Origin of the sequence: Paenibacillus sp. FSL H8-0548, assembly GCF_038630985.1 — a bacterium.
In the GTDB taxonomy this organism is placed as follows: Bacteria; Bacillota; Bacilli; order Paenibacillales; family Paenibacillaceae; genus Pristimantibacillus.
This window is the reverse complement of the sequence record NZ_CP152049.1, coordinates 6801810-6815835: the sequence shown is the minus strand read 5'-3', so window position 1 is coordinate 6815835 and position 14026 is coordinate 6801810. Positions and strand designations below refer to the sequence as shown.

The following is a 14026-nucleotide window of genomic DNA, read 5'->3' as shown; positions in this document are numbered from 1 at the left end:
TTCAAGTCTTGCTTCTGTGATTAACGTCTTGCTTTGCGTCTCTTGATGACTAAAGCTCCGAGACCAACGGCAATCATCGAGAAGCCAAGAAGCTGTATAAGCAGGTAGCTGCTTTCTCCTGTTTTTGGTAATACAGGCACGTTCGGTGTTGCAATCACTCCGCCTTTAGGAGGCTCCTCAACGTCGATTTCGAAGAAGATTTCTTCTTCATTATCGTCTTGATCTGTAATGATAATGGAGAAGGTATCCTTGCCGATAAATCCAGGGTTTGGCGTATATACCCAACTTCCTTCAGGAGATATGGTGACTGTACCATTCTGTGGCGTAACTCCGCCAGTTGGTATACTGCCGTCAGGTATTTCAATTTCACCTTCGATCGGCGTGTTTTCTTTTGTCTTTTCTTTCTCAGTATCTGTTTTTGGCGTTGTAGTTGGCGCCACAGACGGTGTTGCAACTGGTGTTGCAGTTGGAGCTATAGTCGGTGTAGCAGTTGGTGCTGTTGTCGGCGTAGCAGTCGGAGCTACAGTTGGTGTAGCGGTTGGAACAGGTATCACTGTTTTACTATTATTAATGGTGATCGTTTTAATTGACGATGAATTAATCGTAATCGTGACCTCACCGCTACCCACAAGATTATAGCCTGCTGGCGCAGAAATTTCCTTCAGAACATAATTGCCGTAAGGAAGACCAGTAAATGTAATTTTTCCGTTTGCCGCTGTAGTTTTTTGTCCTAAGCTTACATTAGCGCTGTCGAATAACTCAAAAGTTGCTCCTTCAAGAAGAACAGAAGTATCGTCGTTATCCACCTTTATTACTTCCAAATCACCGTATAAAATAATTTTATTATTTTCCACTTGTTTGTATTCAGCAGCAGAAGCAATTGTGATGGTTGTTTCACCGTTGCCAATAATACTGTAGCCTGCAGGCGCAGAAATTTCTTTCAATACATAATTGCCGTAAGGAAGACCGGTGAAGGTAACTTTACCGTTTGCTGCTGTTGTTTTTTGTCCTAAGCTTACATTGGCGCTGTCGAACAACTCAAATGTAGCACCTTCCAGAAGAACAGTAGTTTCTTTGCTGTCCACTTTTGTTACTTCCAAATTACCGAGTAAAATCGTTTTGTTGTTTTTTACTTGTTTGGTTTGTGAAGCGGAAGAGATCGTTATATTCTCTGAGCCGCTGCCCATAATATCGTAGCCTGCAGGAGCAGAGATTTCCTTCAGTACATAATTGCCATACGGAAGTCCAGTGAAGGTAACCTTTCCGCTTGCCGGTGTTGTTTTTTGTCCCAAGCTTACATTAGAGCTATTGAACAACTCGAATGTGGCACCTTCGAGAAAAACAGAAGTATCAGCGTTATCGACTTTTGTTACTTCCAAGTTACCAAGCAGTTTCTTGTTTCCAATTGGATCTAATTCAATACCAGAGCTTGAGTTAATAGTAACCTCGTAGATTCCTGTTCCGGAAATCGAGTACCCTGCAGGAGCACTTGTTTCCTTTAAGGTATATTTGCCATAGCGCAAGTCTTTAAATTCTAGAAGACCATTGGAATCAGTTGTTCCTACTTTTTTATCACCATTGGAATTACGTGTAAGCTCAAAAGATGCTCCAAATAATTTATGAGTAGTATCATCTTCATCTACTTTGACAATTTTTAAATCACCTTTTAAAGTGCTGCCCGTACCTTCTCCGCCAGATAAGGCAACCTTAACCTCAAAAGGACTATCGAGAGATTTAGTAATTCCTCCATCACCAGTGAAGGTAACTGTGTTCGATAATGTTTCCTTGTCTTTTGCATCAATAACCGATTGGTATTCAAGAATATAAGGCTTAGAAATTTGGTTTTTAAAGCTAAGCTCAAAAGTCTCATCACTGCTTACAGCAGGATTCGTATTCTCAGTAAAGGATAGCGTATAGCCGTGTATAGGATCGGATGGCAATATCTCGCTGCCTCTAGTTACATTACCACTGCTGTCGACATTTGTAAGATAGAGCTTAAATGATTCTTTCACTAGCGTTTGTTTTTTGCTCGGAACGTCAAAGATCTTTGCATTATCGACTGTAGATTGGCCGCGGTTAATGAATATTTTCCAGTTAATCGAATCGTCACTTTGCGCGCCTTCTTTGGCTACATATTCACCTGCTTTTGGAATCGAAACAGAATTGTTAAGATCCTTTGTGACGTACCCAGTTCCGCTTAAGAATGCATGATTGTTAAGGGTTTTGTCAGCATTTCCGATGACTTCGCCTTCAAGAGTAGTATCGAAGGTAATAAAATAAGGCTCAGTTATTGGGTTGCTAAACGTTATTTTTAACTCATTGCTGTTCGCTTGAGTCGGAAGTACAGCTGTGTAGTTGCCGGTTGGAGCTACTAGAGCACCAACTGTAGTAGAGCCATCGCTGTTCACAGTCAGCTTATGCACGGCAAGAGTACCTGGGACGAGCTTTTGCACAGATTCGAGTGTATCCGTTACTACTGCATTGTTAATGATCTTGCTGTTGTAGTTGATGCCAATATCCCAAGTTATTTTTTTAGTAGTAGCATTGTATTTTCCTTTTTTGTATCCATTATCTTGTGTCTGTTTATTAGGAGTAAACGTTGAAGTACCTGTCTTATTTAGGACTGACCCGCCAACAGTCTCTTTCCAAGATAGTTTCCCATCGTTATCGAACGAGAAATCAGTGTTGGAGAAATAGGCTGTATTCGTATAATCAAACTCAGTAGTATAAGTGATCGTGTAGGCATTTGTGCCATTAGGAAGATCGACGATAAAGCCTTGAGTTGTAGCAGTAACGCCTGCTGGCTTATAAGTTAGCGTATAAACCGAGTCGGTCACCGTTACGTTATTTTGTTTGATGACCAGACTGCCTGGAACAAGCTTTAATCCATTCGCAAACGTATCCTCAAACTTTAAATCCTGAAGGCTGTAGTTGTCTGTATTTATTTCAACTTTCCAATCTACCGTTCTTGCATTATAGTTTGCGTTGCTATTTGATTTGTGCAAAAAGTGTTGATTGGCGGTAATATCAACGGTGTTTGATTGTTTGCCACCTGAGTAAACCGTGTTGCTAATTGCTGCGTTGTTATAGAGATTATTCGTTGGACGCGTTTGGTATTTAATTTTATAAGCGCCAGTGATTGTAGCTGGATTTGTAAAAGTCAGTGTGAATCCAGATTTATCGGCAGTATAGGCGCTATGGCCACTGACAACGTAGTTAAGAGAGTAATCTGTTGTCGGAAGCGCGGCTCCTATTGTGCCTGCAACAGGATCAGCAACGGGATAAACCTGTATAGAATTTGCAACCAGCTGATGTTTATTAGTAAATAAATCTGTCAATGCAGCAGCTGTAATAGAGTCTTCGCCAAAATTGTATTTAATTTCCCAATCGATAAGCTGGGTGGTTTCATTATAAGTGCCTGATTTTTCCAGCAGCTTACCCCTCGTATTTGTTACTTTATCTGAATCGGACACATTGCTTATATTGCTTCCACTCAAAGTTGCAGTATTGTTGAAATCTGCTGCTGATGAGTCGCTGAGAGATGTTATAAATACAATGCGATAAACAGAATTGATATCTCCGAGTTCGATTTTCAATTCATTTTGGGGAGCCGCTGGTAATGTTGCTTGGTAGTCGGATGGATTTACGAGTACTGGAGTTGAAAGGACGCCATCCGTGTCCGAGCTCATTTTGAAAACCTGCAACGTGCCTGGCGTAAAAGTTAAACCAGTAGGGATGGGATCGGTGACAACAGCATTCGTGACTTTTTTTAAATTTTTGTTGATGTCTACCGTCCAAGTTATATTTTCGGCATTGAATGCTTTATCGGCTTGTCCCTTTTTTTCAATAGGCAGTGTTCCTGCTTTGGGAGCGATAGGAATCGTTATAGAATCCCCGATATTAAATTTAATATCTACTTCTGTTTTGTTATTAACACTCTGCTTCGTGAAGTAATTCCAGAAGCTGAGCGTTCCAGCTGTAGGAGTACCGTCATTAATTTCGTCATTAAATGTAACGGTAACTGTACGACCTGTTACTTTATAGGTACCAGGGCTTGGGTTACCGACTAAATTTGTTATTGGAATATTTCCGCCGTACAATTCAAACTCTGCGGGAAGATCGAATGTATATGTATCTCCATCAGAATACAAATGGTCTTCCGGAAGCTCCCACTCATAGTTCAAAGTGAGATACTGCCCAAGCTCAACACGAATTTCCGGGTTTACGTAGTAAACAGAATCATACACAGAGGCAATAACGGTACTAGGTATAGCCTTGTCCGTTAGTGTCATTTTAGTGATGAGATTTCCAGGTATTACTGCTGCTTCAACCGATTTCGTAATACCGGCAAAGTTTACATATTGAAAAATTAGAAGAAAGGCAATGACTAGTGCTGTTGTTTTTTTTCTCATTTAGTATGTATCCTCCATTATTTTTATTTATAATATAAAAGTGTAGCTCCAAAAAGTTCGGGAAACTTTTTGGCTCTTATTTCTCTTGCTGCATCATTCCTTTCTATGGATGAATCGGATTAGATATGGTCTCGGCAAGCTGCTTGCTGAGAAGTAGTTTATATGTGCGGGTAGCTTTCTAAGAAAAGCGCCGATCTATCAGAGGGATGGGGGAACAACGTTTGCGGTAAGTTTAAGTGGGAATTGGAAACTAGTAGGCTCGTAAATTCCGCAATCGTAAATATACGATGTATTTCGCATCAGTAGTCATTGTATAAAATGAATCTATACATTTTCTGAACAAATATTGTTCAGAAAGCTTATAATAATCCGTAGGCATAAATGAATGCTTAGTCATTGCCGATATACATATATAATGAAAGCGATATAAGGCAGATATAGGAGTGAAGCAAGTGAAGGTGCTTTTAGTTGATGATGAAAGACTGGCGATCGTTCAGCTTGAGCGTATGCTCCGTCAATCGACCGAGCTCATTGCAATTGAGTCCTTTCAAAATCCGATGCAGGCGGTAGAGCGAGCAAGCACGATGCAGCCGGATGTTGTGTTTTTGGATATCCATATGCCCGAAATATCCGGCATTCAAGCAGCTGAGCTGATTCAGGAAACTTGTCCCCAAGCGAATATTGTGTTTGTAACGGCTCACGATGAATACGCGGTTCAAGCTTTTGAGCTTAACGCTGTTGATTATGTGTTGAAGCCGCTACAAACCTCGCGCGTTCAGAAAACGATCGAGCGCCTTATGGAGCGCAGGGGGCTGCAAGTGCCGTCTTCAGCGGTGGAGGAGCAGGCCCAAGTGATCTCTTGTTTCAAAACATTGCGTTTTCAAACTAACGGTCAGCCTGCTGAGGTTCCGAAATGGCGAACGGCCAAAGCACAGGAGCTCTTCGCTTATTTGCTGCATTATCGCGGACAAATTGTTCATAAATCAACATTATTGGAGCTGTTTTTCCCTGAGATGGATTTGAAGCGGGCGATGACTCAGCTCTATACGGCTATTTATCAAATCAGGCAGTGCATTCAGAAGATGAATATGAATGTGGTCATTCAAAACTCCAGTATTCAAGAGGGTTATATTTTGGATGCTGGACAGGTTGTAATAGACACGGAGCGCTGGGAGCAAGAGGCGGATAAGCTGAATGGCCCAATTTCTGAGTTTCATGAACGAGTATCCCAGCTGCTGGCGGAATACGAAGGAGATTATCTTCAAGATTATGGATATATATGGGCGGAGCATGAGACCGAACGGCTTCGGCAGCTATGGCTTAGCCTGGCAAGGCAGTTGGCTGGCTATTATTTGAGTAGAGAAGACAGATCCGGTGATGCGTTGCAATTGTATGAAAGAATACAACTTATCGATCCTTATCATGAGAACGAAGGATTATTAGTTATGAGGCTGTATGACGAGTTGGGCTATTATGATAAGGTGACGGTTTATTACGAGCGTTTTATTCAAACGATGGAGAAAGAGCTGGGTCTAGCTGTCCCTCAACAGGCGAGCGCATGGTACAAACAATGGATGGAGAAAAGACTGGGCAGCGAAAGCATCGTATGAGAAAAAATATACTCTGGAAAATATGAATACCGCAGCGCGTGTCTTAAGTGACTTGGCTGTGCGTATTTTTTTTGCTTTTGTAATATTGCACAGCTTGACGGATAAAGGTATAATAAACGGGAACAAACATTCCTATTTTAAAAAATCATTGATGAAATGATTTTCTTATATTTGACTATAATGGTAAGAGTATTCGGAATAACGGGGGTGGATGATAGGCGTGAGTGAACTTGCAAAGGAAGTAAGGCTGTTTGATCTAAAGTCAGAATATACGCCGCAAGGCGATCAGCCTAAAGCAATTGAGCAGCTGCTGGAAGGGATCAAGGCAGGGAAGAGGCATCAGACGCTGCTGGGCGCAACGGGTACGGGGAAAACCTATACGATCGCAAATATGATCGAGAAGCTGAATCGACCAACGCTCGTTATTGCACATAATAAGACATTGGCCGCACAGCTATGCAGTGAATTCAAAAGCTTTTTTCCAGACAATGCAGTTGAATATTTTGTGAGCTACTACGACTACTATCAGCCTGAGGCTTATATTCCCTCATCGGATACGTTTATTGAGAAGGATTCAAGCATAAATGATGAAATAGATAAGCTTCGACATTCAGCGACCAGCTCCTTGTTTGAACGTAGAGATGTTATTATCGTGGCCAGCGTTTCGTGTATTTATGGTCTCGGATCTCCGACGGAGTACGGGGGCTTGGTGCTCTCGCTGCGGGTAGGGATGGAGAAGCCGCGCGATACGATCCTGCATAAGCTGGTTGATATTCAGTACCAGCGAAACGATATCAGCTTTACAAGGGGAACCTTTCGTGTTCGCGGTGATATTGTTGAAATTTTCCCGGTAGCCAACAATGAACGAGCGATTCGAGTAGAGCTCTTCGGAGACGAAATCGAGCGGATATCGGAAATTGATGTTCTGACTGGTGAAATTATTGGCGAACGCGACCATATCGCGATATTTCCGGCTTCTCACTTCGTAACGCAAGAAGAGACGATGAAGGTAGCGCTCATTAATATTGAGCGTGAGCTGGAAGAGCGTCTTGCAGAGCTGCGCGAGGCCGGCAAGCTGCTGGAAGCCCAGCGGCTGGAACAGCGTACGCGCTACGATTTGGAAATGATGGCGGAGATGGGCTTTTGCTCAGGCATTGAGAACTATTCAGGGCCGCTTACCTTCCGGGAGCGGGGCGCTACGCCTTATACATTGCTTGATTATTTTCCTGAAGATATGGTTATTGTTATTGATGAATCCCATGTATCGCTGCCGCAAATCAGAGCGATGTACAATGGTGACCGAGCACGCAAGGAAATGCTTGTGAATCATGGGTTTAGATTGCCATCAGCGATGGATAACCGTCCTTTGCGATTTGAAGAGTTCGAGGGTAAAGCGAAGCAACTCGTATATGTATCAGCTACTCCTGGTCCGTATGAGATTGAACATACCGACAAAATGATCGAGCAAATTATTCGGCCTACCGGCCTAATCGATCCGATTATTGATGTTCGCCCGACAAAGGGGCAAATCGATGATCTATTAAATGAGATTCGAGATCGGATGGCAAAGGACGAGCGGGTGCTTGTTACAACGCTGACGAAGAAAATGTCGGAGGATTTGACCGATTATATGAAGGAGATAGGCATTAAAGTGCGCTATCTCCACTCTGATATTAAGACGCTGGAAAGACTGGCTATTTTACGTGATCTACGACTTGGCGTGTTCCATGTCCTTATTGGAATCAATTTGCTCAGAGAAGGCTTGGATTTGCCGGAGGTATCGCTGGTAACGATTCTTGATGCGGATAAGGAAGGTTTCCTGCGCTCTGATCGCGCGCTTATTCAGACGATCGGGCGAGCTGCGAGGAACAGCGAAGGCCGAGTGATTATGTATGGAGATAGAATCACGGATTCGATGGATAGGGCGATAAAAGAAACAGAGCGTCGTCGTATCATTCAATTGGCATACAATGAGAAGCACGGTGTGACCCCGCAGACCATACGCAAAAAAGTTCATGACGTCATTGAAGCTACGAAGGTGGCTGAGCAGAAGGCGGATTATTTAACTGGCGTAGGTGCTGGAAAAATGAACAAAAAGGAACGGTTGGTGCTGCTTCAGAAGCTGGAAGCAGACATGAAGGATGCAGCGAAGAACCTGCAGTTCGAACGTGCAGCAGAGCTTCGCGACGCGCTGCTTGAGCTTCGCGCTGAGATGGGATAAGTAGGGGGAGAAACGATTGGCTAGCGATAAAATAGTGATCAAGGGCGCGCGCGCCCACAATTTAAAAAATATTGATGTCACCATACCTCGTGACAAATTTGTCGTGCTTACGGGTCTAAGCGGATCGGGGAAATCCTCTCTTGCATTCGATACCATCTATGCGGAAGGTCAGCGCCGATATGTAGAGTCTTTATCTGCTTACGCTAGACAGTTTCTCGGTCAAATGGAAAAGCCGGATGTTGATTCTATTGAGGGATTATCACCGGCGATCTCCATTGATCAGAAGACAACTAGTCGCAATCCACGCTCCACAGTCGGAACTGTAACCGAGATCTACGATTATTTGCGGCTGTTATTTGCTCGAATCGGCAAGCCGCATTGTCCGGAGCATGGGATTGAAATTACATCGCAGACTGTGGAGCAGATGGTTGACCGGATCATGGAATATCCTGAGAAGACGAAGCTGCAAATACTGGCTCCGCTTATTTCAGGACGCAAAGGCGAGCACACCAAGCTCCTTGCAGACATTCAGAAGCAAGGCTTCGTACGGGTGCGTGTGAACGGTGAATTGCGCGAGCTTAGTGAAAAGATTGAGCTAGAGAAAAATAAAAAGCATAATATCGAGGTCGTTGTCGACAGAATCGTTGTGAAGTCAGACATTCAGAGCAGGCTCGCTGATTCTTTAGAAACTGCTCTTAAGCTCTCTGAGGGCCGCGTGCTCGTTGATATTATTGACCAAGAAGAGCTGCTTTTCAGCTCTAATCTGGCTTGTCCGGAATGCGGATTCAGTATTGATGAGCTTGAGCCGCGTATGTTTTCCTTCAACAGCCCTTATGGCGCTTGTCCGGACTGCGATGGTTTAGGCCTCAAAATGATTGTTGACCCTGAGCTTCTCGTACCAGATAGAACCAAATCCATTGAAAATGCGGCTTTTCTTGCTTGGGCAGGCAGTACGTCCAACTATTATCCGCAATTTTTAAGTGCGGTTTGTGTTCACTATGGCATACCGCAAAACGTACCCGTATCAGAGCTCTCTGCTGAGCACATGAATAAGCTGCTCCACGGTACAGGTGGAGAGCGTGTTCGTTTCCTATATGAAAACGATTTTGGCCATCGGAAGGAAGCCTATGTTCCATTCGAAGGCATTGTGAATAATCTAGAGCGACGTTATCGCGACACGGCATCAGATATGATGCGGGAGCATATTGAGAATTATATGAGTGCTAAGCCATGCAGCGGCTGTAAGGGCCGAAGGCTCCGCAAGGAGAGCTTGGCGGTTACGATCAATACCCAAGATATTTCACAGGTAACGTCATTATCGATAGGCGATTCACAGCGCTACTTTGAATCGCTTAAGCTCTCGTCGAAGGAATTGGCAATTGCGAGCTTGATTTTGAAAGAAATCAACAGCCGCTTAGGCTTTCTTGTCAATGTTGGTTTAGAGTATTTGTCCTTAAGCCGCGCCGCGGGTACGTTATCAGGCGGGGAAGCACAGCGGATCCGATTAGCTACACAAATCGGATCGAGCTTAATGGGTGTGCTATATATTTTGGACGAGCCGAGCATTGGCTTGCATCAACGCGATAATGATCGGTTAATTGAGACGCTGGAGCATATGCGCAATCTTGGCAACACTCTAATCGTCGTAGAGCATGATGAGGATACGATGCTGGCTGCTGATTATATTATTGATATTGGGCCAGGTGCGGGTATACATGGAGGCATGGTTATAGCAGAAGGTACGCCGGAAGAGGTTATGGCCAATGAAAATTCGCTGACAGGCCAATACTTGAGCGGTCGCAAGTTTATTGAGGTGCCGGCTGAACGTCGCAAAACCAATGATAAATGGCTTGAGGTTCGCGGTGCCAAAGAAAACAACCTTAGAAATGTGAATGTGAAAATCCCGCTGGGCGTATTCGCTGCCGTCACGGGGGTATCGGGCTCGGGCAAGTCTACCTTCGTTAATGAAATTGTTTATAAGACATTAGCGAGAGATTTAAATAAAGCGAAGACACGCCCAGGTCAGTATAAGGAGCTTCGCGGCATAGAGCATTTGGAGAAGGTTATTGATATTGATCAATCACCAATCGGCCGAACGCCAAGATCGAATCCAGCTACCTATACTGGAGTGTTTGACGATATTCGTGATTTGTATGCAAGCACGACTGAATCAAAGGTTCGAGGCTATAAGAAAGGACGCTTCAGCTTTAATGTGAAGGGTGGACGCTGCGAAGCCTGTCGCGGTGATGGAATCATCAAAATCGAAATGCACTTCCTTCCGGACGTATACGTTCCTTGTGAGATTTGCAAAGGCAAACGATATAATCGTGAGACGCTTGAAGTGAAATACAAAGGGAAAAACATTGCAGAGGTATTGGATATGACGATTGAGGACAGCTGTCTTTTCTTCGAGAATATTCCAAGGGTTCATCGCAAAGTACAGACATTGCTTGATGTAGGGCTTGGTTATATGAAGCTTGGACAGCCGGCAACAACGTTATCAGGCGGCGAAGCCCAAAGAGTTAAGCTGGCGGCCGAGCTCTATCGCCGATCGACAGGAAAAACACTTTACATTTTGGATGAACCAACAACAGGCTTGCATGTGCATGATATCGATAGATTGTTAGCGGTTTTGCACCGCTTGGTAGATTCAGGTGAATCGGTACTCGTTATTGAGCATAATTTGGATGTTATTAAAACAGCAGATTATTTGATAGATCTTGGACCGGAAGGCGGCAACGGCGGAGGGTTGATTGTTGCGACAGGTACACCGGAGCAGGTCATTAAAGTGGAGCAATCGTACACGGGGAAATATTTAAAGCCGATTTTGGAACGTGATCGTGAACGGACGAATGCGCTGAAAAAACAGATGGCGGCAGTAGCGGCAGAATAAAGGAAAGCACGCGGAGTGCTCGGGGCCACTGAAAAAGGCAAACTTTTTCAGTGGCCTTCGATTACTCAGACCATCGGGCAAAATGACTTGTAAAATGTACAGCCTATCCTCTTAATTGATTAAACATGGACTGTTTAAACTCGTCCATCATCATCGGTCCGTCACTCACATAACAGCTTAGATCAAAGCTTGAAATGATTGGTTCTATATAATCAAATACATTAGAATTGGGCGCGACAAGCTTCGCTGGGAGCAGCTTTGTAGTCTCGAGCAGATCGAGAAGCTTATTAGGAATAATGCTGAAGCCATCCTGCTGCTCAAACATATGCATCATAAGGATTTGTTCGGACTGTTGGTCGAGCACTACGAAGCCCATAGGGAAGTATGGTCTTCCTTCATCACTTACAGGTGTAGGCATAAAGAAACAATCAAGCTCCCATATTCCGCTTGTTCTCTTAATTGTTTTTTTAAGCTTGGCAAGCTGGAGCTCATTGATAACAGCCACACTCTGTGGCAGCTCTTCCTGGGCTTCTTCCTCTGGTATCAGCCATTCTGTGTCCCAAGCGATAGCTCCATTTATTTCAGATGCTGGTACACGAGTTAATACCTTTTTGTCTTGGAATTCGAGATACGCATCGGGATCTTCGGCAGCAGCCTGGGCGACATATATAGCTTGTTCTAACGCAGCAGTCAAAAAAATGACATCTTCAGCTGTTTGGAGCGGCCAAGGATAAAAACCAGGCTCATGAATTTTAAAAGCAGGCCATGCCCCGCGCCCACGAAATTTTAACCCTAGAGCTTTGATTTGTTCTCTTTCATTTGGATGGAGATCTTCTCGATCATCGAACGAGAGCATGAGACAATGCTGAACATAAAGAGGATCATCGGCTAATTGATCATTAAACATAGCTAATAAAGTGTTTAAGCCTCCTGTACCTAAATACAATGCCATTCCAAATAACTCTCCACCTGCACCCATTACACAGCAGTAGCCTGTTCGATTAGTATTTGGTTCTTTAACTGCGAAGATGTGATAGTTCTCAAGCACGTTCCAAGGCTCAGCGGCTTTGAATGCAATTGCTGAATCATAAAGCTTCTTCCATTGATCGTCGGTTGGCTGCATGTCATTCCTCTACTTTCATCATTTGATCTAAAAAGTTGTTTTTCGATAAAAAATAAAGATAAATCACGCTCAAAACGATATTATTTTCAATTATACATAGAAATCTTAATTTGTTTAAAAGGTTGTAAATGAACAAAAATTATTGTAGGACTGACATTTATGCAAGTGGGGACAAGTGCATAGAATTTCGTAATATGTCTATAATACCAACGTTATAGTTTTTGGAACAGATGGACATTTTATAATTATAGCAAATATTTTTTGAAATCGTGACAAACTTGTTACGAAAGCGGATTCGGACTTGCGTCGGAAGCCACAAAAAGCTAACATATAGTATAATAGGTTACGTGCGAAAAAAGGAGGTCACTTCATGTTTTTGGCAGAAGAAGCAGCTCAAGCGGCAAGCAAAATCGGTACATTCGATTGGTTTATGTTGGCCTTTACTGTATTGATCGCAATTGGTCTTGTTCGACTATTGACCGCTCGTCCGAAGAAAAACATTTTCGCGATCGGATTTACGGTCGTTTCTCTCGGATTGTTTTTGTTGATCGACTTTATTATGATCACAAAGGTATGGTTAGCGTAGTTTGCAGAAATAGAAAAAGGCCTACCGGACTTGTCCGGTAGGCCTTTTTCTATTTCTATGGAGATTAAACCCACCACATCTCGCCAAGCGGCTCGCGGATCAAAATTTGCTGTAGATTTTGAACAGCCTTCGTAAAGCCCTCATCAACGGACATTAAGCCGTCTTCATGCTCGATGCTGACTACATAGTCATAGCCTACAAGGCGTAGAGCGCTAAGTATGTCTGACCATACTTTTAAGTCATGGCCATAACCAACCGTACGGAACTGCCAAGCGCGGTCAAGCATGAGAGCGTAGGATTGCATATCGGTTACGCCGTGATGGTTAACGTTGATTGGATCAATCGTCGTATCCTTCGCATGGAAGTGATGGATTGCGCCTGCACGTCCCAAAATATGAACGGCTTGTACAGGATCAATACCTTGCCACCACATGTGGCTTGGATCAAGATTCGCGCCAATCGCATCGCCAGCTGCTTCGCGAAGACGAAGCAAAGTAGCAGGACTATGAACGGAGAAGCCGCCGTGAAGCTCTAGACCGATCTTCACACCGCCTGCAGTTGCGAGCTTGCCGATTTCAGACCAATATGGAATAACCTTTTCTTCCCATTGCCATTTCAAAATATCTTGGAAATCGTTTGGCCAAGGAGCTACAGGCCAGTTCGGATATTTTGCATCCTCATGGTCCCCAGGACAGCCGGAGAAAGTATTTACTACAGATACTTCAAGACGATTAGCCAGCTCGATGGTTTTGCGAATAACAGCATCGTGATCAGATGAAATAGCTTTCTGAGGGTGAAGCGGGTTGCCATGACAGCTGAGTGCGCTGATCATCAGTCCGCGTGATTCCACTGCCTGCTTAAACGCTTTCAGTTTGCCTGCATCAGCAAGCAGCTCATCTGGATTGCAATGTGCATCCCCTGGATATCCGCCTGTTCCGATTTCGATGGCGTCAAGCCCCTTGGAGGCAATATAGTCTAGTGATTCCTCGAATGATTTTTGTGCAAAAAGAACGCTAAATACGCCTAATTTCATGTGTCCTTTTACCTCCCGAATCCATCAAATGGATTGAATTAGCAGTCCCACATAGTATAACACTTCTGTAATCAGAACACATGACCGAAATGACAATTGACAAGATCGCATAATAATAGAGCAAAACTAGCAAGGTGCAGCGATTGGT

7 protein-coding genes are annotated in these 14026 nt (G+C 43.8%); 4 read left to right on the top strand and 3 right to left on the bottom strand.

What is annotated here, in order from left to right:
- Positions 1 to 20: 20 nt before the first annotated feature.
- Positions 21 to 4412, bottom strand: a complete 4392-nt coding sequence (locus MHI37_RS28740) for a collagen binding domain-containing protein (protein ID WP_083676184.1) — start codon at positions 4410 to 4412, stop codon at positions 21 to 23.
- Positions 4413 to 4864: 452 nt separating this feature from the next.
- Here MHI37_RS28740 and MHI37_RS28735 point away from each other — a divergent pair, with 452 nt between their 5' ends.
- From MHI37_RS28735 to uvrA, 3 genes are all read left to right on the top strand, one after another.
- A complete protein-coding gene (locus tag MHI37_RS28735) occupies positions 4865 to 6022 on the top strand; it encodes a response regulator (RefSeq protein WP_076336286.1) in 1158 nt (385 codons plus the stop codon).
- 220 nt (positions 6023 to 6242) lie between these two features.
- On the top strand, positions 6243 to 8243 hold the full coding sequence (gene uvrB / locus MHI37_RS28730; protein WP_076336285.1) for an excinuclease ABC subunit UvrB: 2001 nt from the start codon (positions 6243 to 6245) through the stop codon (positions 8241 to 8243).
- A 16-nt stretch (positions 8244 to 8259) separates the two neighbouring features.
- Positions 8260 to 11136: an excinuclease ABC subunit UvrA gene (uvrA, locus tag MHI37_RS28725; RefSeq protein WP_076336284.1), complete on the top strand. Its 2877-nt coding sequence runs from the start codon at positions 8260 to 8262 to the stop codon at positions 11134 to 11136.
- A gap of 103 nt (positions 11137 to 11239) precedes the next feature.
- Here uvrA and MHI37_RS28720 read toward each other — a convergent pair whose 3' ends face one another.
- Entirely contained in the window at positions 11240 to 12259 is a 1020-nt protein-coding gene (locus tag MHI37_RS28720) for a hypothetical protein (protein WP_076336283.1), read from the bottom strand.
- Positions 12260 to 12629: 370 nt separating this feature from the next.
- Here MHI37_RS28720 and MHI37_RS28715 point away from each other — a divergent pair, with 370 nt between their 5' ends.
- Positions 12630 to 12845 (top strand): hypothetical protein, encoded by a 216-nt coding sequence (locus tag MHI37_RS28715; RefSeq protein WP_076336282.1) that lies wholly within the window; start codon positions 12630 to 12632, stop codon positions 12843 to 12845.
- Between the two features lie 64 nt (positions 12846 to 12909).
- Here MHI37_RS28715 and MHI37_RS28710 read toward each other — a convergent pair whose 3' ends face one another.
- Positions 12910 to 13878, bottom strand: coding sequence for a sugar phosphate isomerase/epimerase (locus MHI37_RS28710; RefSeq protein ID WP_076336281.1), 969 nt, complete (start codon positions 13876 to 13878; stop codon positions 12910 to 12912).
- Positions 13879 to 14026: the final 148 nt, after the last annotated feature.